Annotated in this window: 23 protein-coding genes; 7 read left to right on the top strand and 16 right to left on the bottom strand. The window is 71.3% G+C overall.

Annotation, left to right across the window (positions count from 1 at the left end):
• Positions 1–4: 4 nt before the first annotated feature.
• The gene (locus tag CP970_RS41945) at positions 5–583 is read right to left on the bottom strand and encodes a TetR/AcrR family transcriptional regulator (protein WP_224059028.1); all 579 of its coding nucleotides are present in this window, start codon (positions 581–583) and stop codon (positions 5–7) included.
• A 325-nt stretch (positions 584–908) separates the two neighbouring features.
• On the opposite strand from CP970_RS41945, the gene CP970_RS41940 reads away from it, so the two are divergent.
• A complete protein-coding gene (locus tag CP970_RS41940; RefSeq protein ID WP_055554673.1) occupies positions 909–2,672 on the top strand; it encodes a hypothetical protein in 1,764 nt (587 codons plus the stop codon).
• Positions 2,673–2,838: 166 nt separating this feature from the next.
• Positions 2,839–3,489, top strand: coding sequence for an SRPBCC family protein (locus CP970_RS41935; protein ID WP_055554675.1), 651 nt, complete (start codon positions 2,839–2,841; stop codon positions 3,487–3,489).
• Positions 3,490–3,512: 23 nt separating this feature from the next.
• Here the strand turns inward: CP970_RS41935 and CP970_RS41930 are convergent, their stop codons facing one another.
• Positions 3,513–4,979: an FG-GAP and VCBS repeat-containing protein gene (locus CP970_RS41930; protein WP_224059027.1), complete on the bottom strand. Its 1,467-nt coding sequence runs from the start codon at positions 4,977–4,979 to the stop codon at positions 3,513–3,515.
• A 261-nt stretch (positions 4,980–5,240) separates the two neighbouring features.
• On the opposite strand from CP970_RS41930, the gene CP970_RS41925 reads away from it, so the two are divergent.
• Positions 5,241–6,122 (top strand): endonuclease/exonuclease/phosphatase family protein, encoded by an 882-nt coding sequence (locus CP970_RS41925; protein WP_055554677.1) that lies wholly within the window; start codon positions 5,241–5,243, stop codon positions 6,120–6,122.
• Here the strand turns inward: CP970_RS41925 and CP970_RS41920 are convergent.
• The 7 genes from CP970_RS41920 to CP970_RS41890 all read right to left on the bottom strand — a co-directional run bounded on the left by CP970_RS41920 (position 6,112) and on the right by CP970_RS41890 (position 12,365).
• On the bottom strand, positions 6,112–6,939 hold the full coding sequence (locus CP970_RS41920; RefSeq protein WP_150494646.1) for an alpha/beta fold hydrolase: 828 nt from the start codon (positions 6,937–6,939) through the stop codon (positions 6,112–6,114). The two genes, CP970_RS41925 and CP970_RS41920, sit on opposite strands and share 11 nt — an antisense overlap.
• A 33-nt stretch (positions 6,940–6,972) precedes the next feature.
• On the bottom strand, positions 6,973–8,115 hold the full coding sequence (locus CP970_RS41915) for a serine hydrolase domain-containing protein (protein WP_224059026.1): 1,143 nt from the start codon (positions 8,113–8,115) through the stop codon (positions 6,973–6,975).
• 243 nt (positions 8,116–8,358) lie between these two features.
• Positions 8,359–8,709: a hypothetical protein gene (locus CP970_RS41910; RefSeq protein WP_055546001.1), complete on the bottom strand. Its 351-nt coding sequence runs from the start codon at positions 8,707–8,709 to the stop codon at positions 8,359–8,361.
• Positions 8,710–8,723: 14 nt separating this feature from the next.
• Entirely contained in the window at positions 8,724–9,335 is a 612-nt protein-coding gene (locus tag CP970_RS41905; RefSeq protein WP_055545999.1) for a TetR/AcrR family transcriptional regulator, read from the bottom strand.
• Positions 9,313–10,848: an MFS transporter gene (locus tag CP970_RS41900; protein WP_063806054.1), complete on the bottom strand. Its 1,536-nt coding sequence runs from the start codon at positions 10,846–10,848 to the stop codon at positions 9,313–9,315. Before CP970_RS41900 ends, CP970_RS41905 begins: the two co-directional genes overlap by 23 nt.
• Positions 10,849–10,935: 87 nt before the next feature.
• On the bottom strand, positions 10,936–11,751 hold the full coding sequence (locus CP970_RS41895; RefSeq protein WP_055546009.1) for an endonuclease/exonuclease/phosphatase family protein: 816 nt from the start codon (positions 11,749–11,751) through the stop codon (positions 10,936–10,938).
• Between the two features lie 68 nt (positions 11,752–11,819).
• The gene (locus CP970_RS41890; protein WP_055545997.1) at positions 11,820–12,365 is read right to left on the bottom strand and encodes a YceI family protein; all 546 of its coding nucleotides are present in this window, start codon (positions 12,363–12,365) and stop codon (positions 11,820–11,822) included.
• 167 nt (positions 12,366–12,532) lie between these two features.
• Here CP970_RS41890 and sigJ point away from each other — a divergent pair, with 167 nt between their 5' ends.
• Positions 12,533–13,471, top strand: a complete 939-nt coding sequence (sigJ, locus tag CP970_RS41885; RefSeq protein WP_055545995.1) for an RNA polymerase sigma factor SigJ — start codon at positions 12,533–12,535, stop codon at positions 13,469–13,471.
• Here sigJ and CP970_RS41880 read toward each other — a convergent pair.
• Positions 13,449–14,408: an aminoglycoside phosphotransferase family protein gene (locus CP970_RS41880; protein WP_055545993.1), complete on the bottom strand. Its 960-nt coding sequence runs from the start codon at positions 14,406–14,408 to the stop codon at positions 13,449–13,451. The two genes, sigJ and CP970_RS41880, sit on opposite strands and share 23 nt — an antisense overlap.
• 270 nt (positions 14,409–14,678) lie before the next feature.
• Here CP970_RS41880 and rox point away from each other — a divergent pair, with 270 nt between their 5' ends.
• Positions 14,679–16,133 (top strand): rifampin monooxygenase, encoded by a 1,455-nt coding sequence (gene rox, locus CP970_RS41875; RefSeq protein ID WP_055545991.1) that lies wholly within the window; start codon positions 14,679–14,681, stop codon positions 16,131–16,133.
• A gap of 59 nt (positions 16,134–16,192) precedes the next feature.
• Here the strand turns inward: rox and CP970_RS41870 are convergent, their stop codons facing one another.
• The 3 genes from CP970_RS41870 to CP970_RS41860 are packed head-to-tail and all read right to left on the bottom strand — an operon-like array spanning position 16,193 to position 20,048.
• Positions 16,193–16,972, bottom strand: coding sequence for a class I SAM-dependent methyltransferase (locus CP970_RS41870; RefSeq protein WP_055545989.1), 780 nt, complete (start codon positions 16,970–16,972; stop codon positions 16,193–16,195).
• Positions 16,973–16,992: 20 nt separating this feature from the next.
• Positions 16,993–19,344: an ABC transporter permease gene (locus tag CP970_RS41865; RefSeq protein ID WP_191095018.1), complete on the bottom strand. Its 2,352-nt coding sequence runs from the start codon at positions 19,342–19,344 to the stop codon at positions 16,993–16,995.
• Positions 19,341–20,048 (bottom strand): ABC transporter ATP-binding protein, encoded by a 708-nt coding sequence (locus CP970_RS41860; protein WP_055546006.1) that lies wholly within the window; start codon positions 20,046–20,048, stop codon positions 19,341–19,343. The genes CP970_RS41865 and CP970_RS41860 overlap by 4 nt, the downstream gene beginning before the upstream one ends.
• A 213-nt stretch (positions 20,049–20,261) precedes the next feature.
• Here CP970_RS41860 and CP970_RS41855 point away from each other — a divergent pair, with 213 nt between their 5' ends.
• Together CP970_RS41855 and CP970_RS41850 are read left to right on the top strand one after the other, a co-directional pair.
• On the top strand, positions 20,262–21,566 hold the full coding sequence (locus CP970_RS41855; RefSeq protein WP_079043386.1) for a sensor histidine kinase: 1,305 nt from the start codon (positions 20,262–20,264) through the stop codon (positions 21,564–21,566).
• Entirely contained in the window at positions 21,563–22,372 is an 810-nt protein-coding gene (locus tag CP970_RS41850; RefSeq protein ID WP_055545987.1) for a response regulator, read from the top strand. Before CP970_RS41855 ends, CP970_RS41850 begins: the two co-directional genes overlap by 4 nt.
• 28 nt (positions 22,373–22,400) lie before the next feature.
• Here CP970_RS41850 and CP970_RS41845 read toward each other — a convergent pair whose 3' ends face one another.
• From CP970_RS41845 to CP970_RS41835, 3 genes are all read right to left on the bottom strand, one after another.
• The gene (locus CP970_RS41845; RefSeq protein ID WP_150494645.1) at positions 22,401–23,363 is read right to left on the bottom strand and encodes a SecDF P1 head subdomain-containing protein; all 963 of its coding nucleotides are present in this window, start codon (positions 23,361–23,363) and stop codon (positions 22,401–22,403) included.
• Between the two features lie 18 nt (positions 23,364–23,381).
• Entirely contained in the window at positions 23,382–24,191 is an 810-nt protein-coding gene (locus tag CP970_RS41840; RefSeq protein WP_055545982.1) for an AfsR/SARP family transcriptional regulator, read from the bottom strand.
• A 100-nt stretch (positions 24,192–24,291) separates the two neighbouring features.
• Positions 24,292–25,296, bottom strand: coding sequence for a hypothetical protein (locus CP970_RS41835; RefSeq protein WP_055545980.1), 1,005 nt, complete (start codon positions 25,294–25,296; stop codon positions 24,292–24,294).
• Positions 25,297–25,405 lie beyond the last annotated feature (109 nt).

The following is a 25,405-nucleotide window of genomic DNA, read 5'->3' as shown; positions in this document are numbered from 1 at the left end:
CACTTCAGCGGCGCAACGGCAGCGACCGCAGATGCGCGCGCAGCGTCGTGCGAAGGCGCGCCGCGCCGATCGATCCGTGCGGCGTCACCGCGTCGAGGGTCAGGCCACCGATGAGCGCGACGAGTCGCTCGGCCTCCTCGGCCGGGTCCGGCACTCCGAAGGCGCGCAGGGCGTCCGCGATCACCTGGCGCATGTCGGCCGCCATCTGCTCGGTCACCGGGCGGAAGAGGGGATTCACGCGTGCGGCGACGATGAACTCCATCAGCACGATCGACTCGACACGGCGTTCGCCGTCGAGCGGAAGCAGTTCCTCGACCAGTGCCTGCAGGGCGTCGACGGCGGCTTCGCCCGCGAGCCCCGACAGGGCGTCCGGTGAATTCCGGGTGAGCCTTTTCCCCATGCGGTCGCCGACTTCGGTCGCGGCCGCCGCGAGAAGCTCTCGGTGATCGCCGAAATAGTGGCGCACCGATCCGATGTTCAATCCCGATTCGGCGGCTACCTTGCGCAGCGACAAACCACTGAAGCCTTCAGCTACCAAGAGGCGGAAAGCCGCCTCGATGACGTCCTTGCGGCGCTGTTCCAAGTCAATCCGAGCTGGCATCGCTCGACAATATCACAGCTGTGATAAATACCTGAGGCGTCGCCCCCGGCGCCCGTTCAGGACGAGTCCCGTACCGCCACTTCCGGACCGAAGATCGGCGAGGTGCGGGGGGGCGCTCGCCTGTGGTCGACAACAGGGCTGCTGCGTAACTTTCTTGACGACTCATCAGGGGAAACAGTGGCAACTACCGAACGCCCCCTTGACGCACCCTTCACGCGGATGAACTATTCCCGGTCAAGAGAGCGCTCCCAAGGCCCCTGATCGTTCACTTCCTGAAACATCACACCGCCACAACAGGAGAGCCCACATGCCCACCACCCCCACACGCCGCACGGTTCTCGGCGTTATCGCCGCGTCGACCGCCGCCGCGGGCCTTCCCGCCCTGGCCGCTCCTCCGGCCAGCGCTCGGAGCGGCGCCGCCGCGCTGCCCGGCGGCGGCGACCTCGGCCCCAACGTGATCGTCTTCGATCCGTCGACGGCCGGCGTCCAGGCCAAGCTCGACGAGGTCTTCAAGCGGCAGGAGTCGGACCAGTTCGGCACGGGCCGCTACGCCTTCTTCTTCAAGCCCGGCACGTACAACGGACTCAACGCCCAACTCGGCTTCTACACCGCGATCGCGGGCCTCGGCCTCTCCCCCGACGACACGACGATCAACGGTGACGTGACGGTCGACGCGGGCTGGTTCAACGGCAACGCCACCCAGAACTTCTGGCGTTCGGCGGAGAACCTCGCGCTCAAGCCGGTCAACGGCACCAACCGGTGGGCGGTCGCGCAGGCCGCCCCGTTCCGCCGCATGCACATCAAGGGCGGCCTCAACCTCTCGCCCAACGGCTACGGCTGGGCCAGCGGCGGCTACATCGCCGACAGCCGTATCGACGGCAGCGTGGGACCGTACTCGCAGCAGCAGTGGTACACCCGCGACAGCTCCGTGGGCGGCTGGCTCAACGCGGTCTGGAACATGGTGTTCTCGGGGGTCGACGGCGCGCCGGGCCAGAGCTTCCCGAACCCTCCGTACACCACGCTCGACACCACGCCGATCTCGCGCGAGAAGCCCTTCCTGTATCTCGCGGGCACCGACTACAAGGTGTTCCTGCCCGAGAAGCGGACCAACGCGCGCGGCACCACCTGGGGCAACGGCACGCCGCGCGGCACCTCACTGCCGCTGAGCCAGTTCTACGTCGCCAAGCCCGGCGTCAGCGCGGCCACGCTCAACGCGGCATTGGCGCAGGGCCTCCACCTCCTTCTGACCCCGGGCGTCTACCACCTCGACCGGGCGGTGGAGGTGAACCGCGCCGACACCGTGGTGCTGGGTCTCGGCTACGCCACGCTGATCCCCGACAACGGCGTCACCGCGATGAAGGTCGCCGATGTGGACGGCGTACGGCTCGCCGGATTCCTCATCGACGCCGGTCCGGTCAACTCCCCCGTACTGCTGCAGATCGGCCCCCGGGGCGCGAGCGCCGACCACTCCGCCCAGCCGATCACCGTGCAGGACGTCTTCATCAGGATCGGCGGAGCCGGGCCCGGCAAGGCCACGCTCAGCATGGAGGTCAACAGCCGCCACACGATCATCGACCACACCTGGGTGTGGCGCGCCGACCACGGCGCGGGCGTGGGCTGGGAGACCAATCGCGCGGACTACGGGGTGCGCGTCAACGGCGACGACGTCCTGGCGACCGGCCTGTTCGTGGAGCACTTCAACAAGTACGACGTCCAGTGGTCCGGCCAGCGCGGCCGCACGATCTTCTTCCAGAACGAGAAGGCGTACGACGCCCCGAACCAGGCCGCCGTCCAGGACGGGAACGTCAAGGGCTTCGCCGCCTACAAGGTCGACGGCTCCGTGACGTCCCACGAGGGCTGGGGGCTCGGCAGCTACTGCAACTACACGGCCGACCCGGGCATCCGCCAGGACCACGGGTTCGCCGCGCCGAGGACGCCCGGGGTCAGGTTCCACGACCTCCTGGTCGTCTCGCTCGGCGGCATGGGTCAGTACGAGCACGTCATCAACGACACGGGCTCCGCGACCTCGGGCTCCTCGACGGTGCCGTCCACGGTGATCGCCTATCCGTGACGCGACTACGACTCCACGCTGGAGTGAGAAGCTATAACGAAAGCTATTGACCATCCCCTCCCTGTCGCTATACCTTCTAACCAACGAAGGAGCTTCTAGCGACCTGCCGGGGCGGGCATCAACTGACCGCCGCCGACATCGACTTACCACCACCAAGGGGATCACCATGTCCAACGTTCGCAGCACCAGCGTCCGCGCCGCCCTGCTGACCGTCCCGCTCGCCGTCGTCGGCATCCTCGCCACCGCCACCGCACCCGCCGGGGCCACGGCCGACCACCACGGCAAGCCCGTCACCTGCCGCGGTGCGGGCGTCGATCCCGACGCACGTGTGCGCTACAAGACCGACACCGTGATCCACGCGTCGATGCGCACCATCTGGAAGCTGCAGACCGAGGTGGAGCGCTGGCCGTCCTGGCAGGCCCACATCACCACCATGGACCGCCTCGACGACGGCCCCCTCCGCAAGGGCTCGGCGTTCCGGTGGACGACCCCGGTGCCGCCCAACCCCGCGACGCCCGCCACCAGCCTGGACATCACCTCGACCGTCGAGCAGCTCAAGCGCAACTCCTGCATACGCTGGACCGGTCCCGCGACCGGCGAAGGCCTGCACATCGACGGCGTCCACGTATGGAACTTCACCAAGGTCAAGGGCGGGGTGCGTGTGACCACCGAAGAGACCCACAGCGGCCCGCAGGTCGACGCGAACGTCCCCGCCGCCACCAAGATCCTGGGCGATGGCCTCGAAGCGTGGATGCGCGACCTGAAGACCACGGCCGAGGCACGCACTCACCACGGGCAGCACAGCCAGGCGCGCTGAGCCCGCACCGCCCGAGGGGGGACTCAGTGGCTGTTCAGCGGCTTGCCGTACTTCTGAGCCGTGGAGAGGTAGGGGAGGCCGAGCGTGCGGGGCGAGAACGCCGCCGAGCCGTCGGCCGCCCCTCTGGGGAAGAGCCATACGGCGCCCAGGGAGGCGTTCTCGCCAGGGGATCCGACCGTGACGTCCGCTCCACCGTCGGCGTTGCGGCCACCCGCGGCGACCGCCGCTCCGAAGGCGTCGCCCGCCTCGGCGACGCCCGGGACGCCGGGCGTGTCCTGGTTCCAGGCGTCGGACCTGGCAGCGCCTTCGGCGTCGAGCAGGCCCTGGGCGCCGCCACGGAGCAGCCAGGCGGCGCCCGCCCCCGCTTCGCTTCCGATGGCCTCGCCGGGGGCGCCCGCGATCAGGTCGTCGCGGCCGTCGCGGTTGACGTCCGCGACGGCGAGGGCGGCGCCGAAGCGGTCGCCGTCCTCGGCCACCCCCGGGACGCCCGCGGTGTCCTGGTTGAGGGTCTGGGCGCGGGTGCCGAACGAGCCGCCCGCGGGGCTTCCGTAGTGCAGGTGGATGCCGCCTCCCTTGGCGAGCTTCTCGGGGCCGCACGGGTCGTCGATGTTCTCGTCGGCGATCTCACGGCACTCGCCGAGCGCCAGGTCGTCGTGGCCGTCGCCGTCGAAGTCGCCGGTGGCCAGGGCGGTCACGCCCGCGTTGTCGGTGTTCCAGAAGTTGGCCAGCTCGGACCGGTCGGCGTCCCACCTCCACAGGCGCACGTGGGACTGCGTGTTGGGGTCGCCCGCGGTCCAGTACGCCACGCCGAGGTCGGCGAGGCCGTCGCTGTCGAAGTCGCCGGTGGTCAGGACGGGGGCGCGGCCGCCCATGGGGGCGGTGACGACGGTGGTGACCATGCTGTCCTCGCCCTGGATGACACGAGCGACGACCTTGTCGGTGCCGCCGATCACGATCGCTTGGTTGCCGCCGCCGGTCAGGTCGGCCGCCGCGACCGACGCGCCGTACGCGGCGGAGGGCGAAGGCCCGGTGAGGACCGTCGACGCCGGTCCCGGCCCGTTCTTCGAGCCGCCCACCGCGATGACCATGCCCGCGTCCGCGCCGCGGTCGGTGACGTCCTCGCCGGGGATGCCGACGAGCAGTTCCGCGATGCCGTCGCCGTTGAGGTCCGTCAGGGTCACGGAGGCGCCGAAGCGGTCGCCCGTTTCCGGTGCGCCGGGAACCTCGGGCGTGGCCTGGGTGACACGGATGCTGCCGTGGGCACCGACGCCCTTCGGGCCGCCCCAGACGACGTTGACGTACCCCGCCTTGGCCCGGCCGCCGACGGTCCCGTCCGGGACGCCGACGGCGAGGTCCGGGTAGCCGTCGCCGTTGAAGTCGCTCGTGGCGGTACGGGGTGCGGCAGCGGCGGCACCGGAAGGGAGGACGAACCCGGCGGCGGCCGCGGCGGCGGCGATGGCATACGTCAGGAGGCGGCGGCTGTGTGACACGGAGGCTCCCACTCGGTCGACGGGACGCAGGTCTGTCCGGTGTGACCGTCGAAGAGCGGAGCTGGTTGTACGGAGTTCATCGGCGGTCGGCTCCGGGTCCACGGTGCGGCGCATCCCCCGGGTGTGAGCTCACCCGACCCGACCGGACCCCACAGGACCCCACCCATCCGGCCCGCCCAGCCCCGTCTCCCTTCCGATCTCCATGATCCGTTCACACGCAGGCCGCCCGGCATCCGTCGGTGGCCGGGTAGGTCAGCACACATGAAGACACCCGTTTCCCTCAGAGTCACCGTGGCCGCCGCGGCCCTCGCCGCGCTCGCCGTGTCCCCGGCCGCCGCCTCCGTGGCCGACTCCCCGGCCGCCGCGCCCTCGGCACAGACGTTGAAGGTGATGACCTTCAACACCTGGCACGGCGGCAGTCAGGTTCCCGACGGCATCAACAAGATCGCATCGGCGATATCCGACTCCGGCGCGGACGTCGTCGCCCTCCAGGAGAACGACGGCGACTCGGCGCAGCGCATCGCCGACAAGCTCGGCTGGTACACCACCGCCACCGGCACGCACGTCGACATCGTCTCCCGCCATCCCATCGACCAGGAGGACTGGACCGGGTCCGGCAACGGCGTCGTCGCCGCGAAGATCAAGGGGTTCTGGATCTACTCGGCGCACCTCGACTACACCAAGTACGGTCCCTACAACGCCTGTTGGGACAACGACTCCTACGAGACCATCTATGCCGACGAGGCCAATCGCGGAAAGCAGGCCGCCGACATCGTCAAGTGGGCCGGGCCCGGGCCGGCCATCGTCGCGGGCGACTTCAACTCCCCCTCGCACCTGGACTGGACCCAGGACACGAAGGCCGACCACTGCGATTCCGTGGTCACCTGGCCCACCACCAAGGCCTTCGCCGACGCGGGCTACTGGGACTCCTACCGGGAGGTGAACCCCGATGAGGCCGCGCGCCCCGGCAACACGTGGTCGCCCGTCGTGAAGGAGACCGACGGCAAGCCCGAGCCCCAGGACCGCATCGACTTCATCCAGTACAAGGGATCGACCCTGGACGCGGTGAGTTCCACCACCGTCGGCGGCGGCGCCGGTTGGCCGTCCGACCATCTCGCGGTCATGACGACCTTCACGTACTGAGTGAACAGGCCCTCAGGAACCGGCGGATCTCGTCCGCCGATTCCCGGGGGCGGCGCAGGTGGACCCAGTGGTCGGCGTCCAGTTCCACCAGGGTGGTGCCGGGGCGTCCGGCGGCCATGTCGCGGGCCTGGGCGGTGGGCAGCACGGTGCTGGCGGTGCCGTGCAGGAGCAGCGCGGGGCAGTCGGTGGCCATCCACTGGTTCCAGTGGTCGCCGAGGACCCGGGTGTCCGAGTCGACCATGTCCCGCGGATGACAGCCGAGCCGCCAGCCGTCGCGGTGCGGCCGCATGCCGCCTTCGAGGAGCGGCGCCAACGGGCCGCAGGCGGCGATGAGTTCCTCGCGGGTCGATGCGGTGTAGGGGAGGTCGAGGAGGAAGGACAGCGGTGCGGGGTCGACGGGCGGCAGGTACGCGGGCCCTTCGATGTTGATCAGCGCGCTGACGGCCGCGGTCCGGCTCGCGGCCAGGTGGTAGCCGTTGACGGCCCCGAGGGAGTGCCCCAGCACCGGCATGGGGTGACGTGCGAGCCCGAGGTGGGCGAGCAGCGTCCCGAGATCGTCGAGATAGCCCTCCCGTCCGTACCGCTCCGCCCGGTCGGAGTCCCCGTGTCCGCGCTGATCGGGGGCGACGACCCGCCACCCGTCCGAGCCGAGCGCGGCCGCCAGGCCCCCGAACTCGGCCCCCTCGCCGAGATGTCCGTGCAGCGCGAGGAGCGGACGCCCGGCCGGGGGCCCGAAGTCCAGGTAGGAGAGGCGCCTGCCGTCGGGGGTGGTGAGGTGCGCGCGCAGGGAGGGGGCGGCGGCGGGTGGGATCGGCATGTCTTCACCGTACGAAGCGGAAGGCGCCGGTCACTACCGGGTCCGGCACAGCTCCTGTCCCACCAGTGCGCTCATGGCCTTCCCCGTGTCCTTGCCGCCGTCACCGGTGGCGTACACCACGGCACTCCGGCTCCCGTCCCGGGTGACGCCGCTCCACATGCGATAGCCGAGGAGTTCGCCCACGTGGCCGAAGTAGCTTCCGCCGCAGGGCAGTTCGATCTCGGCGATGCCCAGTCCGTAGGCCACTCCCAGCTCGGGCGCGGTCATGGTGGTCGTCATCTCGTCGAGCCGCGCCGGGTCCAGCAGGCGCCCGCCGAGGAGTGCGGCGTAGAAGCGGTTCAGGTCGTGCGTGGTGCTGATGATCGAGCCGGAGCCGACGGCCATGCTCGGATCGAGTGTCGTGACATCGATGCCGGTGCGGGTGCCCGTACCGGTGCCGAACGCCGCGTAGCCCCGGGCGTGCGGGCCCCGGATGAACGGGAAGGTGTCAGGCGCGCTCGTGTGTTCCATGCCCAGCGGGCGGATGATCCGGTCCTTCACCTCGTCCGCCCAACTCCCGCCGGCGGCCTTCTCGATGATCATCGCGGCGAGGATGTAGTTGGTGTTGGAGTACGACCAGCCCTTGCCCGGAGGGAAGGTGCGACCGTGCCGCATCGCCATGGCCACCAGTTCCCCGGGCGCGTAGGTACGGAACCGCTCGGCCCGATAGCCCTTCGCGCTGTTCAGCGCGGGGATGTCCGCCTTGATGTCGGGGATGCCGCTGGTGTGCTGCAGCAGCTGTCGCACGCTGATCTTCCTGCCGTCGTTGCCCTTGCCCTCGACCACTCCCGGCAGCCACCGCTCGACGGTGTCCTCCAGGGACATGCGCCCCTCTTCGACGAGTTGGAGCACGACGGTGGCGGTGAAGGTCTTGGTGGCGCTGCCGATCCGGAACCTGCCGTCCCGCGGCATCGGCCGTTCGGTGCCCGCCTCGGCCGTCCCGGCGCGCGCCGTGCCGTCCGCGTCCGGTGACGTCACCTCGGCGGACACGCCGACGGCCCCGGTGTCGTGGATCGCGTCCACTTCCTGTTGGAGCGGATCGGCCTGCCGCGGCCGTGCGGCGTGCGTCAGACCCGTCGATGCCGCGGCAGTCAGGCCGGTCGATGCCGCGAGGACGACCGCGGCCAGACTGGTCATGACGAGTGGGCCTCGGCGAAACCGTCTTGGCGCATGCATGGGGCATCCCCTCGCTGTTCGGCTTGCCCGCGCGTTCAGGGACCGCTCAGGCTGCGTCCGGCGGCCGTCTCACCCCTGGGCCGGTGGTCGCCGACCATCCCACCAGTGGCGGGACGACCGGCCCATCCGGCCCTCCCCCCGACGCGTCGACGTGCTGTCCTCGTGGCGGTGCCGGGGGTTATCCCCCGAAGACCCGGGCCCGGCTCAGTCGCCCTGCGACCAGGCCGCCACCGGAAGCGACAGATAGACGCCGAATTCGCTCGGCCCGGTCGCGGCCGTGATGCCCTCGTGCAGCCGGTCCACGCGTTCCTGACGGTCGGCGGCCCTGCTCTCGAAGAACTTCGAGCGGATCTCGATCACGAAGTCCAGACCGCTGCGGTCGAAGGGGCCCGCCTGCCGGAAGCGCAGCTCCACGTCGCCCGGCTGGAGGTCCCCGTCATAGGGCTCTTCGGGGCATTCCACGGCGAGCGACACCAAGTGCGGGAGTGCTGAACCGAGTTCGCGCAGCGTCGACTCGGCGACGTGCGGCGCGTAAGTGATCTCGACGAGGGGCATGAGATCACTCTATGTCAGGGCCGCAGCCCCTCCAGACACTCCAACGCCTCGTCCAGTGCGGTGGCGAAGTCCATGTCCGGATCCTCCGCCCATTCCAGCGAGACCTGCAGCATCACCCCGAACACGGCCCCGGAGTAGGCGCGCACCACGGCGTCGCCCGGGTCGCGTCCTGCGCGCTTGGCCACCTGTTCGGACATGACGCGCATGCTCTGGGTGATGCTGCCGAGACCGGCTCCCCACAGCTCCGGTTCGGAGACGATGAGGATCCAGCGTTCGCGCTGCAGGGCCATCTCCTCTTCGGAGATGTCCTCCAGCATCGAGCGGATCGTCCGCCGTTCGGCCTCGATCGGTGTCAGCTCGGGCGACTGCGCCTGGAACATCACCGAGAAGGGCAGGTCGTACTCGCGGGAGAAGACCAGGTCCTGCTTGGTCGCGAAGTAGCGGAAGACGGTGCTGGGGGCGACCTCCGCGGCCTCGGCGACCTGTTCGACCGTCGTGCCCGCGTAGCCCTGTTCCCTGAACAGCCGCACCGCCTCCCGCTGGATGGCGGCCTTGGTCCGTGCCTTCTTGCGTTCTCTCAGGCCCGGCACCGCTCTGGGCTGATCAGGCTGCGTCTGCGGCTTCATGCTCAGATTCTGCGGTCTGGGCCGCGCCCTGACCAACACGGCGCGGCAGCCACACCGCGGCGATGAGCGCGCCGAGCAGCCCCAGGCCGCCGGAGACGACAAGGACCACGTCCAGACCGTGGACGAACGCGGTGCGCACCGAATCGGCGAGGGACGGCGAGGTGGCCGCCCTGGCCACGGCGAGGCCGCCGAAGACGGACTCCTTGACCGCGTCCTGCGCGCGTTCGGGCAGTCCGTCGAGCTCAAGACCGCCCCGGTAGCCGGAGTTGAGGATCGACCCCAGGATGGCCGCGCCGAAGCTGCCGCCGAGCGTACGGATGGACTGGTTGACGCCCGAGCCGACTCCCGCGCTGTCCTCGGAGAGGGCCCCGAGTGCCGCGTCCATGACGGTGGGCAGCGCGAAGCCCAGGCCGAGTCCGTACACCGCCGTCCACGCGGCGGCGAAGCCCGTGCCGCTTCCGGTGTCCGTGGTGGCGCCGTAGAACAGCCCGGCGGCCAGCAGCGCGAGCCCGAGTCCGACCGCGGCGCGCGGCCCGATCGCCTTGGCCAGCCGGGGGGCGACGGACACGCCCACGAGCAGTCCGCCGACCATCGGAAGGAGCCGGAATCCGCTGCCGAGGGCGTCGGCGCCCAGGATCGCCTGGTAGTACTGCGGCATCGTGAACAGCACGCCGAACATGGTGAAGTTGATGACCGTGCCGAGCAGTGTGCCCGTGGTGAACCGGGCCGAGCGGAACAGGGACAGGTCGACCAGCGGATCGGCGACCCGCCGCTCCCAGAGCACGAACACCACGAGCACGAGCAGGCCGCCGAGGAGGGGTGCCAGCGTGGTGACGTCCGTCCAGCCCTTCTCGCCGCCCTGGATCACGCCGTAGGTCATCGCGGCCAGACCCGCGCTGGAGAACACCAGGCCGCCCACGTCGAACCGCTTGGCCTCCTTGGACTTGGACTCCGGCAGCCAGGCGGACACGGCAAGGAAGGCGAGGATCACCACCGGCACGTTGATCAGGAACACCGATCCCCACCAGAAGTGGTCGAGCAGATAGCCGCCCAGGATCGGCCCCAGCGGGTAGGCGAGCATCGCCGCACCCGCGACCGCGCCGATCGCCTTGGGACGCTCCTCGTCGGAGAACATCACCGGCAGCAGCGAGAGCGTGGTCGGCATGATCAGCGCGGCACCCAGGCCGAGCACGGCGCGCGCGCCGATGAACGTGCCGGGGGTCGTGGCGTAGGCGCAGGCCAGCGAGGCCACGCCGAAGATCACCAGCGCGCCGAGCAGCACCTTCTTGCGCCCGTACCGGTCCCCCAGCATTCCGGCCGGGATCATTCCGGCGGCGAAGACCAGCGTGTACGACGTGACGAACCACTGGAGTTCGACGTTGTTGGCGCCCAGGTCATCGGCCATGACCGGCAGCGCCAAGCTCAGGATCGTCACGTCGAAGCCCACGACGAGGGACGCGAGCACGAGAGCGCCGACGGCCCACCACCTGCGCGCGCCCGGATCTGCCGACATCGGAGTCCACCACCTTTCAGAGATTATGAAAGTCAACTCTCTTTTCGGAGGCTACTCTCATTTTCTCGCGGTGGCTATCGTCGGCACTCAGGTCGGGAGCAGCCCCACCTCCAGGTCGGCGACCACGCCGTAGTGATCGCTGGCCCATACGCCGTCGACCGGCTTGTCGAGGACGAGTTCGGCGCCGCGCACCCGGGCGTACGCGTGCGGGTGCGCATGCGGGGAGCCGACGAAGACATAGTCGAAGCGGCTGCGGTGACCGGGCTGGCGGACCAGACGGCCGATGTCCTCGGTCGCGTGGGGGTTGTCGGCGGACCAGGTGTGTCCGGGTCCGGAGCCCGCGATCCGCCAGGCGTCGTGGAAATGCGTGCTGCGCCCCGACAAGGACTGCCGCCCCGTCAGATAGCGGATGCTCGACGCCTCGGGATCCGCGTTGAAGTCACCGGCCATGATCGTGGGCAGGGCGGTCCTGTGCCGGGCGTCCAGATCGCTCAGGGCCAGTACCTGACGCTCGCGTTGGGCCTCCATGTCGAGCCGGAACGACGTCGTGGGCGCGATGAACAGCACGTCCCCCAACTCCGGCAGCGGCACCAGCGCCGCAAGCGTGAGCCAGGGGAGGTCGGGGACGTCCGTGCTCCGCTGGTCGAGGACTTCGACGATGCGGTGCGGCGCGCGCGTCGCGATCGCCGTGCCACCGAACCGGTCGGCATGGGGCGGCGTCGTCGCGGCCGTCTGCGACTGGTGGGTGCCGTGCAGCCCTGTTCCGTCGATGAGGCTCGGCAGCTGGTCGGGCAGCACCTCCTGCAGGGCGACGACATCCGGTGCGAGCCGCCGCAGTTCGGCGTTGATCAGCGCCGCTCGTGCGACGGCGTCGCCCCGGTTGTTCCATACGTTCAAGGTCATGACGCGTAGGTCCGCCACCACCAGTTCCTTTCCGTGTGTTGTCCGCTCCGTGCGTGGTCCGCTGCTCCTCAGGACAGCCGGACCGCGGTGACGTCGAGCTCCAGCACCACCAGCGGGCTCACCATGGCCGTCGTGAGGAAGTTCCAGTTCACGCCCCAGTCGTTCCGGTCGATGGTGGCGCCGCAGGTGAAACCGAGCCGGAGACCGCCTCGCCCGTCGTCCTCGGCTCCGGTCAGCTCGACGTCCACGGTGACGGACCTGCTCACCCCGCGCAGCGCCAGATCGCCCGTGACCTTGAACGCCGTCTCGTCGACCTGCCGCACCTCGGTAGAGGTGAAGGTCAGGTCCGGGTGGTCGCCCGCGTCCAGGAACCGCGCACGCAGCAGGTCGTCGCGCTGCGGGTTGCCGGTCCGGATGCTCGCGGCCGGGATCACGAGCCGCACGCGGGACTTCGACGGATCCTCACCGTCCACGTGCACGCCGCCCTCGCACCCCTCGAACTCCCCGCGCACCCGCGAGGCCATCCGGTGCCGGGCGACGAGCCCGACCTTGGTGCGGGCGGCGTCCAGGACGTAGTCGCCGGTCAGCTCGTCGAATCCGGTCGTGGTGGACATGTGGGTCCCTCCTCGTGCGGCAAGTGGTGGCGAGGAGTACGACGAGACAGCCGACCGGAATGTGAGGCGCCGCGCCCACCTCACATCTCGGACGGCTACCTCGTCGTACGGGTGAGGAAGGCTGTCGCACGGATGGCAGCCGGGACGACCAAGGGAGCGACGACACCATGAACACCCCATCCGAGCCGAGCGACGGCGGCCCGCTCGACCCGGGACTGAGCGCGGTCATCAGCGAGCGACGTCAGCTGATCAATGTCGCGTACCGGCTCCTCGGCTCGGTGGCCGACGCCGAGGACGTCGTGCAGGAGACGTACGCGCGGTGGTACGCGATGTCGCCCGAGGGGCGGGACGCCATCAAGTCCCCCGGCGGCTGGCTCACGAAGGTCGCGAGCCGCATCTGCCTCGACCAGCTCGGCTCGGCACGGGCGCGGCGCGAGACGTACGTGGGCGAGTGGATCCCGGAGCCGGTGCCCGATCCCTCCGAGTGGATCGGCGGGCGTCCTGCCGGGCGGACCGCCGACCCGGCCGACCGCGTCACGCTCGACGAGTCGATCAGCATGGCGTTCCTCGTCGTCCTCGAGTCGATGACACCGGCCGAGCGCGTCGCGTTCGTACTCCACGACGTCTTCCGCTACTCCTTCGCCGAAGTCGCCGACATCGTCGGCCGGACCCCCGCGGCCTGCCGTCAACTGGCCTCGTCGGCCCGCCGCCGCATCGCCGCGTCGCACGCTCGCGCGACGCCCGCGGCCCGCCGCGCCGACCTCGTCAGGGACTTCAAGCAGGCGTGGGAGGCCAAGGACATCGAGGCCCTCATCGGCCTCCTCGATCCGGACGCGACGGCCCTCGCCGACGGCGGCGGGCTGGTCAACGCCGCGCCGCGGCCGCTCGGCGGCAGCGAGGAGATCGCGCGCTACCTGATCGCCGCCACCGGCCTGACGACGGGCCAGACGATCCTGGAGCGCACGGTCAACGGCCAGCCGGGGCTGGTCTTCCAGCAGGACGGCGTCACCGTGTCGGTCATGGCGTTCGACTTCGCGGACGACCGGATCACAAGCCTGTGGGGCGTACGAAACCCCGAGAAGCTCAGGGGGTGGACGGCGGCCTGAGGGGTGCGCGTCCCTGTGCCGACGAGGCCCCGAAGTGGTCGTGGTCGGCCAGCACCGCGTCGATGACGCGGCGGTTGGCCGCGGCCTTCTCCTCGTCGGTGTCGATGCACTCGGACAGGACGAGCAGCGCCTTCCACAGCGCCCAGCCTCTGGCGCGCGCCCAGGTCGCGGCCGACTGGTCGACGGCCCGCCGGAACGCCTCCCGGCTCGCTGCCTCGAACAGGCCCCACGCGATGACCAGATCGCAGGCCGGGTCGCCGACGCCCGAGGTGCCGAAGTCGATGACGGCGGTCAGTTTGCCGCCTTCGACCAGCAGGTTCCCGGAGGCGATGTCGCCGTGGAACCACACCGGCGGCCCGTCCCACGCGGCGGCCAGCGCGGCCTCCCACACGGTGGCGGCCCGATCGGTGTCGACCCGTCCCCTCAGCGCGGCCAGGCAGCGGCGTGTCTCCGCGTCGTAGTGGGCGGGTGAGGCTCCCCGGTACCAGCTGTGCTCCCCCGCTGCCGGCCCTCCCGCGGTGTCACAGCGCTGCAGCGCGCGCACGAACTCGGCGACGGATACGGCGAATTGGGCCATGTCGTCGATGTGTCCCCGGGCCGCCGTCTCCCCTGCCAGCCAGCCGCGCACGGACCAGGGGTAGGGGTATCCCTCACCCGGTTCGCCTTTGGCCAGTACGGGTGGGACGGCGACGGGCAGCGACGGCGCGAGGCGCGGCAGCCAGTCGTTCTCCTTGTCGACGGCGGGGACGTAGCCCGCGGCGGTGGGCAGCCGCACCGTCATGTCGTCGCCGAGGCGGTAGGTGCGGTTGTCCCAGCCGTCCACCTCGACCGGGGTGACGGTCAGGCCGCTCCACCGCGGGAACTGCGCGGCGATCAGGCGCCGTACGAGCGCGGCGTCGATTCCGGCGCGGCCGTCGGGAGGGAGGGTCGAAACCATCCCGCGATCATCGCTTCGGGGCGCGGGACCGGCAAGGGAGTTTCCGGGTCCTCGGGTTCTCATCCACCTACGGAGAGCGGGCAGAAGAAGCACAAGGCAAAAAAGAAAGACAAGGAGGTCAGCCGCTCCTTGCCACTCTTAATTTATAGCGGACAGGGGGCCTTGCGGCAAGGCCCAGGTCATGGCGCAGAATCATCGCCTTGAGCCGGAATCCGCGTAGGCGGCTTCCGGGGAATTCGGATCATTGAGCAAGTGAATTGGGGGGTTGCGTTGATCGACGTGATCATCGCCGGTGGCGGGCCGACCGGCTTGATGCTGGCCTGCGAGTTGCGGCTGGCCGGGGTGCACGTGGTCGTGCTGGAGAAGCTGACCGAGCCGACCAAGCAGTCCCGTGGACAGGGGCTGCACGCGCGCAGCGTCGAGATGATGGACCAGCGTGGCCTGCTCGACCGCTTCCTCGCGGTCAGCGAGACGTACAGCGTCGGGGGGCTCTTCGGCGGCATCATGAAGCCGTGGCCCGAGCGGCTCGACACGGCGCACGCCTACGGCGTCGCCACCCCGCAGCCGCTCACCGAGCGCCTGCTGAACGAGCGTGCGGTCGAACTCGGCACCGACATCCGGCGCGGCTGCGAAGTGGTCGGGGTCGGCCAGGACGAGGCCGGGGTGGACGTCGACCTCGCGGACGGGACGCGGCTGCGTTCGCGCTACCTCGTGGGATGCGATGGCGGCCGCAGCACGGTGCGCAAGCTGATCGGCGTCGGCTTCCCCGGCGAAGCCGCCACGGTCGAGACGATGCTGGGCGAGATGGCGGTGACCGAGGATCCCGGGACGATCGCCGCCGTCGTCAAGGAGGTCACCAAGACCCAACTGCGGTTCGCCGTCTCGCCCAGTCAGGACGGGCTGTACCGCGTCATCGTGCCCGCAGGATCGGTGGCCGAGGACCGGGCGGCCGAGCCGACCCTCGACGACTTCAAGGAGCGGCTCCTCGCGGTCGCGGGCACGGACTTCGGGGTGCACTCGCCGCGCTGGCTCTCCCGGTTCGGCGACGCGACCCGGCAGGCGGAGCGCTACCGGGTCGACCGGGTCTTCCTGGTCGGCGACGCGGCGCACATCCACCCGCCGACCGGCGGGCAGGGGCTCAACCTCGGCGTACAGGACGCGTTCAACCTGGGCTGGAAGCTGGCCGCCGCGGTCAACGGCTGGGCGCCGGAAGGGCTTCTCGACACCTACCACGCCGAACGGCACCCGGTGGGCGCGGGCGTCCTTGCCAACACCCGCGCGCAGATCACCCTCCTCGGGACCGATCCGGGCGCGACCGCGCTGCGCGAGCTGTTCTCGAAGCTGATGGACTTCGAGGAGGTGAACCGGTACGTCACCGGGATCATCACCGCGGTCGACGTACGGTACGACTTCGGCGCGGGCGACGACGGCCACGAGCTGCTGGGGCGCCGGATGCGCGACGTCCGGCTCAAGCAGGGCCGCCTCTACGAGTTGACGCACGACGGCCGCGGCCTGCTGCTCGACCGGACGGGCCGCCTCTCGGTGGACGGCTGGACCGACCGGGTCGACCTCGTCACCGATGTCAGCGATATCACCGATGTCAGCGACGCACTGGACGCACCCGCGGTACTGCTGCGTCCCGACGGTCACGTGGCATGGGTCGGCGAGGATCAGGAGAGCCTGCTCCGCGAGCTGCCGAGGTGGTTCGGCGCCGCGACGGGCTGACCGCTCGCCCGGCGAACGGGCCCGCGGTGGACGGCGCGTGCCGTCCACCGCGGGCTCGCTCACAGCCGCCGGACGCGCAGCACCCCGGTCCGCATCGGCAGGGTGAACTCACCGCGGGCGGTCCCTGGCGTACTCGCGAGGAACGCGCGGATCCGGGCCAGCGCGGCCTGTTGTTCCTGTTCCGGCATGACCAGCATTCCCGCGCGCGTGGCGAGGGTCTCGACGAGGGAGTCGGCGCCGCGGCGCTGCCCGTGCGGGAAGTCCGCCTGTTCCGGCGAGCCGAACCGGGCGGCCGCGCCGGTCTTCGGGAGGTGCATGGCGGCCGTCTCGGCGCGCCAGCTCGCGGGGGTGTCGCGCGGGCCGATGGCCGCGCTCCCGCTGACGCGTGCGAGCCCGGCGACCCACTCGACCTGGTCGTCCATGAGGTTCCACAGACCGGCCAGCACGCCGCCGGGGGCGAGGACCCTGGCGATCTCGGGTCCCGCGACAGCCATGTCGAACCAGTGCATGGCGTTGCCCGCGAGCACGGCGTCCACGGAAGCGTCCGGCAGCGGGATCGCCTCGGCGCTGCCCGCCAGGGCACGGACGTCCGGCAGCGCGCCGCGCAGCTCGCTCAGCATGGCCGGATCGGGCTCGACCGCGACGACGTCGGCCCCCAGCTCGACCAGCGTGGCGGTCAACTTCCCGGTTCCCGCGCCGAGATCGAGCACGCGTGGGCCCGGCGAGGGTTCGAGCGCCCAGCGCACCGCGGTCCGCGCGTAGTCGGGACGGTGTTCGGCGTATGCGGCCGCCGCCGCGCCGAACGACGACGCGTGGAGGGGTAGTTCGCCCTGATTCATATGCGTACGGTCTCCGTTTCCTATTCGGTGCGCAGGGCCGTCGCCGTGCGGGCCCTGGCGGCCCAGCCCGCGGGCAGGAGCGCCCCCAGGGTGGCGATCAGCAGGCCGCCGAGTACGAGGGGGAGCAGTTCGACCCCGTCGTAGACGTCGATGACGGATTCGGGAAAGCGCAGCCCCACGCTGTCACCCATCGCGGGAAGAACCCAACCGTGCAGGGCCACGCCGAGCGGCACGCCCAGGGCACCCGCGACGAGGCCGGTCACGACGACCGAGGTGACGACCATCACGACGGTCTGACGGGGCGTCATGCCGAGTGCCTTGTGCACGCCGATCTCCCTGACGCGCTCGCGGGTGTCGAGCAGTACGCCGTTGAGTACGCCGAGCGCGGCGACGGCGACGAGCATCAGGGTGAGTGTCGCGGACAGCGCGTTGAGCGTGGCGACCATGTCGCCGTCCGCGTCGAGGCCGCCCGCCCGGGCGGTGACCCCCAGCGGATCCAGGCTCTTGTTCAGCGTGGCGACGTAACCGGAGACGTCGGTGCCCGACGTGAGCGCGATGTGATGGCTCGTCTCCGTCGGGTCGGGGTGTGCGGCGGCGAGGGTCGAGGCGTCGGTGAAGACCTGCATGCCGTTGTTGCGGGGGTCGAGGACCTCGCCGACGATCCGGACCGTGACCGGTTCGGCCAGGCCGTCGAGGGTGATGGTGTCGCCGACGCGGGTGCCGGTGGCGGCCAGGAAAGGAGTGGGGACCACGGCCTCGCCGGTCCCGTCGAGCCAGCGGCCCGAGACCAGGGTGAAGCCGCCCCAGGAGGCGTCGCCGGTGAAGGCGACCGCGTCGACGGTGCCGGTCAGGCCGGACACGGTCGTCCGGACCTTCGTCGCGCTGTAGTACTTCCCCGTCCCCTCGGCGGACTTGACGGCCACGGCCACCTCGGCGGGGTCAGGACCCGGCCGCTGCTTCTCGGCGCCGGGGGCTCGGGGGCCGAAGTCCGGCATGGGCGCGGGTACGACGACATCGGCGGCGTCGTGGGCCTTGGCCTTCATCACCTCGCCGAGCGTGGCGCCCATCCCCACGGTGAACGTGACGGCGATGGCGCCGAACAGGATCGCCGCGCCCATGCCCAGTGCGCGGGCGGGCCGCGCGAACGGCCTTGCCAGGCCCAGGGCGACCGGCTGCGGCAGCGGCAGCCGTCCGGCCAGGCGGGCCGCCCGTCGGCCGCGCCCCGCCGACGCGGAGCGCCCGACGGCGAGCGCGTCGACCGTCCGGAGCCGCCCGGCCCGCAAGGCGCTCGCCCACGCGGTCGCCGCGACCAGTCCGAGCACTCCGGCGATCACCGTCAGATCGACCCAGGGGGCGATGCCCAGGGACGAGGTGCCGTAGACCTCCCCTGCCTCGGCCAGTACGGGGACGGCGAGCAGGTGGCCCGCGAAGAGGCCGAGGACCGCCCCGGCGGCGGCGGGGATCAGCGCCTGGCCCACGTAGGCCCGCACGACCAGGGCCGGGGTGAAGCCGACGGCCTTGAGGATGCCGATGCGGCGCGTGCCCGCGCCGACGGCCGACGCGACGACATTGCCGACGATCAGCACCGACATGACGAGGCTCAGGGCGCCGAACGCGATGAGGAAGGGGACGTAGACGGCGGTGTCGCGCTCGGCGGTCTTCTTGACGGTGAGCCAGGACTGTTCGCCGACGGCCGCTCCCGCGGGCAGGGACCGCGTCACGGCCTTGCGGCCCGCGGTGATCCGCGCGGCGGTGTCCGCATCGGTGAAGCGGTAGAGCATCTGGTAGCCGCCGCTGCCGGGCGCGGTGAGCGCCGCCATCTGGGACGGCACCACCCAGGCGTCGGCGGTCCCCGTGACCGAGCGGGCCACGCCCACCACCGTCAGCGCCGGATCGCCGGGCAGTTGGGCGAAGGTGACCTCGCTGCCCATGGTCGGGATGCGCGCGGAGTCGGTGGACAGCACGATCTCGCCGGAGCGCGCGGGCCATCGCCCGTCGAGCAGCTTCACCTCGTCCACGGCTCGTCCTGGATCGCCCCGGCCGACTACGGTCATCGGCCACCCGGGGCCCGACTCGTCCGCCCGCGGGGAGAGCGTCGCCGTACGGAACGGTCCGGCCGAACCGCTCACCCCCTCGGCGTCCTTGGACTTCGACAGCTGTCCGGCACGCACCTCGGACGCGTCGAACGCCACGGACAGATGCGCGCCGTGCTGCTCGGCGAAGGCGTCCTCGAAGGGCGCACCGGACACCACGAGCAGCGAGCCGCCGAGGACGGACGCGGCCACCGCCATCATCGTGGCGAGCCCGATCACCAAGGTCTGCACCCGGCGGCGGCCCACCCCCGAGCGCACCACGTTGCCGAGCGCGCTCATCGGACGGACTCCGGGGCGGGGGCCTGCGTCCTGACGTCTTCGGTGATCCGGCCGTCGGCGATCCTGACCGTGCGGTTCGTGCAGGATCGGGCCAGCGCCAGGTCGTGGGTGACCACCAGGATGGTCTGGCCCTCGGCATTGAGGTCCCTGAGCAGCCCGCTGACGTCGTCCCCGGCGGCGGTGTCCAGCGCACCGGTCGGCTCGTCGGCGAGGAGCAGCGGCGGCCGGTTCATCAACGCCCGTGCCACCGCGACCCGTTGGCGCTCGCCGCCGGAAAGGCACCCCGGGTAGGCGCGGGCGTGCCGGTCGATGCCCAGGCCTTCCAAGAGCTCGGCGGCCCGACGGGCGGCCTCGGCGCGTGCCATGCCCGCGAGCCTGGCGGGCAGGACGACGTTGTCGGTGACGGTCAGATCGTCGAGCAGGTTGAAGAACTGGAAGATCATGCCGATCCTCGACCGCCGGTAGAGCGCCGATCCGGCCTCGCCCAGCTGGTCCACCCGCACCCCGGCCACGGTGACGGTCCCCGTGTCGGGCCGGTCCAGGCCCGCGATCAGATGGAGCAGCGTGGACTTGCCGCTGCCTGAGGGGCCGAGGATCGCGACGGCCTCGCCTGCCCGCACGGTCAGCGATGCCTCGTGCAGGGCGGGCGGCCCTTCGTCGTATCGGCGGCTCACCTCGCGCAGTTCGATCACCGGCATGGTCATGAAGGGCTCCTCGGTCATGGGTGGCTGACGGCGTGAACGCTAGGAGCGGGTCCGGCCCGTACGCGTCGGCCGCGCGGACCCCTTGTCGTACCGCGCTTCGATCAGCGCCGGGAAGGTCATCCCTACGATGTAGGCGGCCGATGTAGGCGTGCGGTGCGGATGACCGCCGAGACGGATTCCGCCGGTCCGCGCGGCGGCGACAATGACCTGGTGATGAACGTTCGTACGACGCTGGAGTGGCTGCGGGGAGCCGCGCGCCGGGCGGTCCGCGACGCCAGGTACCCGAGCGGGCCATCGCCGCAACCCACGCGGCGCGCCTGGCAGTTCGACGTTCTGGTGGCCCTGGTCCTGGGCATCGCGACCGTCTACTACGGCATCGACAACGCGGGGAACATCGTCAGGCGGGAGATCGCACCCGGCGTGGAGGTCGTGGTTCCGCGCCCGTCAGGACCCGGCGGTCTGGCCTTCATGGTGACCCTCGCGGTCATCGCCTCCGGCGCGCTGGCGCTGCGCCGCCGGTACCCGCTCGCGGTGCTGTGCGTCGTGACGGCCGCGACGCTGGCGACCCCGCACAGCGTCATGCGGCTGACCTTCTACGCGTTCGTCATCGCCGTGTACAGCGCCGCCGTGTACAGCCCCTCCCGGGTGGTGACCCTGGCGGCGCTGCCGGTGGCGGTCGTCCTGGTCGGCACCTCGGGGAACTCGGTGACGCCGATCGTCCCCAACGAGTACATCGCCCTGCTGATCCTGGTCCCGATGGCCGTGGCCGCCGTCGGCCTGCGCACCTGGAAACTCCGCACCGACGAGGGCCGCACCCGGCTCTCCGCCCTGGAACGCGAACAGGCAGAGGCGCTGCGCGGGGCCGTCGAGCACGAGCGGGCCAGGATCGCCCGCGAACTGCACGACGTCGTCACGCACAACGTCAGCGTGATGATCATCCAGGCGGGCGCCGCACGCAAGATCATGGAGTCCTCCCCCGGGCAGGCGAGCGAGGCGCTGCTCGCGGTCGAGGCGGGCGGACGGGCGGCCATGACCGAGCTGCGCCACGTCATGGGCCTGCTCACCATGGCCGACGAGGGCCCGGCGGCGGACGACGGCGCGGACCCGGCCGACGCGGCGGTGGACCTCACCCCGCAACCCGGCCTGGACCAGCTCGAATCGCTGGTCGGACGGGTCCGGGACGCCGGGCTCCGCGTCGGCCTGACCGTGACGGGCTCGCCCAGGCCGCTGCCGCCCGGCCTCGAACTCGCCGCCTACCGCGTGGTCCAGGAAGCCCTGACCAACACCGTGAAGCACGCGGTCGGCGCCAGCGCAGCCGTGACCGTCGACTACGGCCCTGAACTGCTCCGGGTGGAGGTCATCGACACCGGCGGGCCGCCGGGCGCGGGCACCGGCGGCGGCCGGGGCCTGATCGGCCTGCGCGAGCGCCTCGCCGTCCACGACGGGACCCTGCACTCCGGCCGCCGCTTGACCGGCGGCTACCGTGTGGAGGCCCGCATCCCCTTGGAGACACCGTGACCGAGCCCCTGCGTGTGCTCCTCGCCGACGACCAGACCCTGGTCCGCACCGGATTCCGGATGATCCTCGGTGCCGACGGCATCGACGTCGTCGCCGAGGCGACGAACGGAGTCGAAGCGGTCGAAGCGGCCCGGCGCACCCGCCCCGACGTGGTCCTGATGGATGTCCGCATGCCCGAGATGGACGGCCTGGAGGCCACCCGCCGCATCCTCGCCGCTCCCGAAGCTCCCCGCTCCGTTCCCGAAGTTCCCTGCTCCGTTCCCGAGGCTCCTCACTCCGTTCCCGAGGCTCCCCACTCCGTTCGAGCAGCTGAGACTCCGCTGCCCGACGCGCCCCGCGTCCTCATCCTGACCACCTTCGACCTCGACCGGTACGTCTACGCCGCGCTGTCCGCCGGGGCCAGCGGCTTCCTCCTCAAGGACGTCACCCCCGAGCAGCTGACCGCGTCCGTCCGCACGGTCCGCACCGGCGACGCCCTCCTCGCGCCCGCCATCACCCGCCGCCTCGTGCGGCGCTTCGCCGGCGGCGAGCACCGGCACGGCACCCAGGGCGGCAGCGACGCCGCCGCCCTCCACCGCGACCTCGCCCCGCTCACCCCGCGCGAGTTGGAGGTCCTCGGCCTGCTGGCCCGCGGACTGAGCAACGCCGAACTCGCCGCCCGCCTCCACCTGGCGGAGGCGACCGTCAAGACGCACGTCGCCCGCATCCTCGCCAAGCTCGGACTCCGTGATCGCGTCCAGGCCGTCATCGTCGCCTACGAGACGGGGCTGATCAGCGCGGGCGAACACGAGGACGCGCAGGCGTAGGGCCGAAGGGCGGCAGCCGGGCCCGGCCCTACCCCTCAGCGGCGGCGTCCCGGCCCGCGGCCGAGTCGTCGACGTCCGTCACGCTGGACACCGTCATCGCGACGGGGAGGGCTCCAGCCGTGAGGAGCGCGGCCAGTTCACGGGCGGACGAGCGCGTGAAGCTGCCCGAGATCTGGACCTTCCCGTCGGGGATCGTCGCCTGCACCGCGGGGGCGGAGAGCACCGATCCGTCCAGGACGATCGCGACTTCGTTCGCGGGGACCTGCCGCCTGGACAGGTCGGTGGTGAGGTCGGCGAAGCGCTTCGCGCCGCGGGACGTGAAGGTGAGGTCCACGAGCCAGCCGCTCGCGGACTGTTTGTCGAAGTGGGCGCGGGCCGCGGAGACTTCGGTGCCCCGGACGGCCGCGGGGCCCAGGTCGTACCGGTTGGCCGGGGTGTTGGTGGTGCTCGTGGAGCAGGCGGTGAGCGGCTGGGTGGGCGGTGCGGTGGTCGCCGGACACCGGTCCGCGGTCGCGGCGCTCTCGCCGCGGACCGGCCGGAACTCGAGCCGGGCCTGTTCGCCCAGTGCCGTGAGCTTCTTCTCGGCCTTGCCGGGCGCTGTCGCCGTGATGCCTCCGCCGAAGACCGCGACATGCGCTTTCTTCAGGCCCAGCAGGTCGGCCCGGTGGCGCATGAGGTCGGCCGTGGTCTCAAGTACGGCTTGTTTCTGTGGAGTCGCCGGGGTGAACACCACACTGGTCCTGGTGGACCGGGTGGCGGAGGACGCCGACGGCCGGGGAACGGGGGCGGCCGAGCCGTCGGGTTCCGCCGTCGAACTCCCCATGCCCTGCGCGGTGTCCTGCGCACTCTTCGTGCTTCGCGCACTCCCCGTACTCTCGGTGTCCCCCGACGAACCACCGCACGCGGCCAGTCCCACGATCGCCGCCCCCGCCACGGCGGCGCACCGCACCGCTCGTAATCGGACCGCTATCGGCCCAACCCTCTTCGCCACGGCCTCTCCCTGCTGTAGTCACCGCGTCATCCTCAGTAACTTATGCCCAACCCCGTCCGCGGAGTCGCGTATCCGGCCATACAGCGGCGCTGAAGGGCCTTCGGTCAGGCGCAGCAGTTCGTGCCCCGGCTCTATGCCGAGTTCGGCACGGAGCGTCCTGCGGTAGCGGTCCAGCGCGCGGCGCGCCTCGTGCCAGTTGCGCTCCGCGATGTGCGCCTCGATCAGCAGGCGCTGCGCGGTCTCCCGCAGCGGTTCGGCGCTGACCACGGTCAGCGCCACGTCGACCGCCTCCGCGCACCGGCCCCTGACGAGGAGCGCGCGGCTCAGGGCCTCAAGGGCGTGCAGCAGGCGCTGGCGCACCCGTTCGCGCTCCATCAGGGCCCAGTCGTCGTAGCAGCCGGGCAGGAAGTCCAGGTCGTCGAGGCGCCAGGGCAGCGGCGCGAGGTCGCAGGGGCGCAGTTCGTCGCGGATCAGCCGCTGGGCCCAGTTGCAGACGAGACCCACGTCGACGGAGACACCGGGGTCCAGGCGCAGGAAGGTCTTGTCCGCGTCGATGAGGTTCAGGCGCATCTGGCGCAGCCGCCACAGGGCCGACCGCAGATTGCCGCAGGCGCGCGCTTCGTCCCCCAGCGGCCACAACGACGCGGCGACGTAACGGCGTTCCACCTGTCCGGACTGCAGGGCGACGAACACCAGCAGTCGCTTGCTGCCCTCGGGCACCTCGATGTGCTCCCCCGCGAGCGTGACGAAAGGCCCCCCGAAGAGATGGACCATGTTGTCGCAGCCGCTTTCGGCCCGTGCCAGCGATTCGACCAGTGAAGAGACCACTGCGACCCCCCGTAGGGCGGAGCGGATGACAGTTCCACATCATGCCCGCAGTTGGCGTCACCGCCTCGTCACGGGACGGGGTGAACGCCGGGGGACGCCGTCACCACGTCGAGTGGGGCTTCTCCTCGCGGTCGGCGCTCTGCCCGGTCTCGGCACGGGGCTCCCCGACGCTCCCCTTCTCTTCCTTTTCCCCCTCGGACTCGTTCTCCACTTCCTCCCTTTCTCCCTTACCTCCCCCTTCGGGGTGGCACGCCCGTGCGCACGCCTCGAGGATCTCCTCCACCACATGCGCCCGCAGCATCGCGCAGCGCTGGTCCGCCGCGTCCTTGCGGCACGTGAGTACGCCGAGCCTGCCGGTCAGGATGCCGAGCACACGGCGGCCGGTGACCGAGCACGTCAGCGCCTGGCAGAGGCAGTTATGGAAGTCGTGCACGCGCGGGAAGCCCCACCAGATGTCGTCGTACCGGTGCCAGAGCCACCGCAGGGTCGCGTAGGCGTGCCTGAGGTCGGCCGTCGTGGGGTCCGAGACCGCCGCGAGCAGGGCGGTGACGGCGGCCTTGAGGTCGGCGACCCGCTGGGTCAGCGCGCCGGGTTCGCCCGCCAGCACAGTGAAGCAGGCTTCGGCGGCGGTCACGATCCGGTCGACGCGGGCGATCCTGGCCGTCAGTTCGTCGAGGTCGTCGTCCTCGCAGCTCTCGCGCTCGTCGTCGAAGTCGCACTCCTCGACACAACAGCCGGTGCGCGGTTCCCCGCAGTGTTCGAGGCGCTCGGCGACGTCGTGCCACGCCTCGTCCAGACACTCGACCGTGTGCCGGTCGAGTTGGCAGCGCAACTGCTCACGGAGCTGGTGCAATTCCTTGCGGATGTTCGCCACATCCGCCGTAACCGCGGTACGCGCCGTCGTGTAGGCCGCCCGCGCCGTGTCGTACGCGGCCCGGCGCTCCTTCAGCGCGTCCGCGTACCGGGCGAGGTAGGCGGCCCGGTCCGCGACCCCCTTGGACTCGCAGGCGAGGTCGTCCATGCCGCTCAGGTCGCACTGCTCGCACGGTGGGGCGTGGTGCTCGCGGCGCTCCCGCCGGGACTGTCCCGGGTAGCTGCTGTCCATCGTGTCTCCTCGGTCGGTGCCCGCCGCCGTCCTGTTGCCGTTGCGGAGTGCGGTGCGGCCGCAGTATCGAAGGCGTGCTGTCACCGGGGCGTCGCCGCCGATGGCGTGA

The organism is Streptomyces kanamyceticus (assembly GCF_008704495.1).
GTDB lineage: Bacteria > Actinomycetota > Actinomycetes > Streptomycetales > Streptomycetaceae > Streptomyces > Streptomyces kanamyceticus.
Note: the sequence above shows the minus strand (reverse complement) of the source record. Positions and strands in the feature narration are given on the sequence as shown.

What these genes read in the sequence shown, in the direction of transcription:
- CP970_RS41900 (WP_063806054.1), bottom strand. Translation starts at nt 10,848, where the DNA reads ATGTCGGCAGATCCGGGCGCGCGCAGGTGGTGGGCCGTCGGCGCTCTC.
- CP970_RS41935 (WP_055554675.1), top strand. Translation starts at nt 2,839, where the DNA reads ATGTCCAACGTTCGCAGCACCAGCGTCCGCGCCGCCCTGCTGACCGTC.
- CP970_RS41855 (WP_079043386.1), top strand. Translation starts at nt 20,262, where the DNA reads ATGAACGTTCGTACGACGCTGGAGTGGCTGCGGGGAGCCGCGCGCCGG.
- CP970_RS41910 (WP_055546001.1), bottom strand. Translation starts at nt 8,709, where the DNA reads ATGCCCCTCGTCGAGATCACTTACGCGCCGCACGTCGCCGAGTCGACG.
- CP970_RS41920 (WP_150494646.1), bottom strand. Translation starts at nt 6,939, where the DNA reads ATGCCGATCCCACCCGCCGCCGCCCCCTCCCTGCGCGCGCACCTCACC.
- CP970_RS41860 (WP_055546006.1), bottom strand. Translation starts at nt 20,048, where the DNA reads ATGACCATGCCGGTGATCGAACTGCGCGAGGTGAGCCGCCGATACGAC.
- CP970_RS41895 (WP_055546009.1), bottom strand. Translation starts at nt 11,751, where the DNA reads ATGACCTTGAACGTATGGAACAACCGGGGCGACGCCGTCGCACGAGCG.
- CP970_RS41890 (WP_055545997.1), bottom strand. Translation starts at nt 12,365, where the DNA reads ATGTCCACCACGACCGGATTCGACGAGCTGACCGGCGACTACGTCCTG.
- CP970_RS41880 (WP_055545993.1), bottom strand. Translation starts at nt 14,408, where the DNA reads ATGGTTTCGACCCTCCCTCCCGACGGCCGCGCCGGAATCGACGCCGCG.
- sigJ (WP_055545995.1), top strand. Translation starts at nt 12,533, where the DNA reads ATGAACACCCCATCCGAGCCGAGCGACGGCGGCCCGCTCGACCCGGGA.
- CP970_RS41865 (WP_191095018.1), bottom strand. Translation starts at nt 19,344, where the DNA reads ATGAGCGCGCTCGGCAACGTGGTGCGCTCGGGGGTGGGCCGCCGCCGG.
- CP970_RS41940 (WP_055554673.1), top strand. Translation starts at nt 909, where the DNA reads ATGCCCACCACCCCCACACGCCGCACGGTTCTCGGCGTTATCGCCGCG.
- CP970_RS41915 (WP_224059026.1), bottom strand. Translation starts at nt 8,115, where the DNA reads ATGACCAGTCTGGCCGCGGTCGTCCTCGCGGCATCGACCGGCCTGACT.
- CP970_RS41905 (WP_055545999.1), bottom strand. Translation starts at nt 9,335, where the DNA reads ATGAAGCCGCAGACGCAGCCTGATCAGCCCAGAGCGGTGCCGGGCCTG.
- CP970_RS41835 (WP_055545980.1), bottom strand. Translation starts at nt 25,296, where the DNA reads ATGGACAGCAGCTACCCGGGACAGTCCCGGCGGGAGCGCCGCGAGCAC.
- CP970_RS41870 (WP_055545989.1), bottom strand. Translation starts at nt 16,972, where the DNA reads ATGAATCAGGGCGAACTACCCCTCCACGCGTCGTCGTTCGGCGCGGCG.
- CP970_RS41925 (WP_055554677.1), top strand. Translation starts at nt 5,241, where the DNA reads ATGAAGACACCCGTTTCCCTCAGAGTCACCGTGGCCGCCGCGGCCCTC.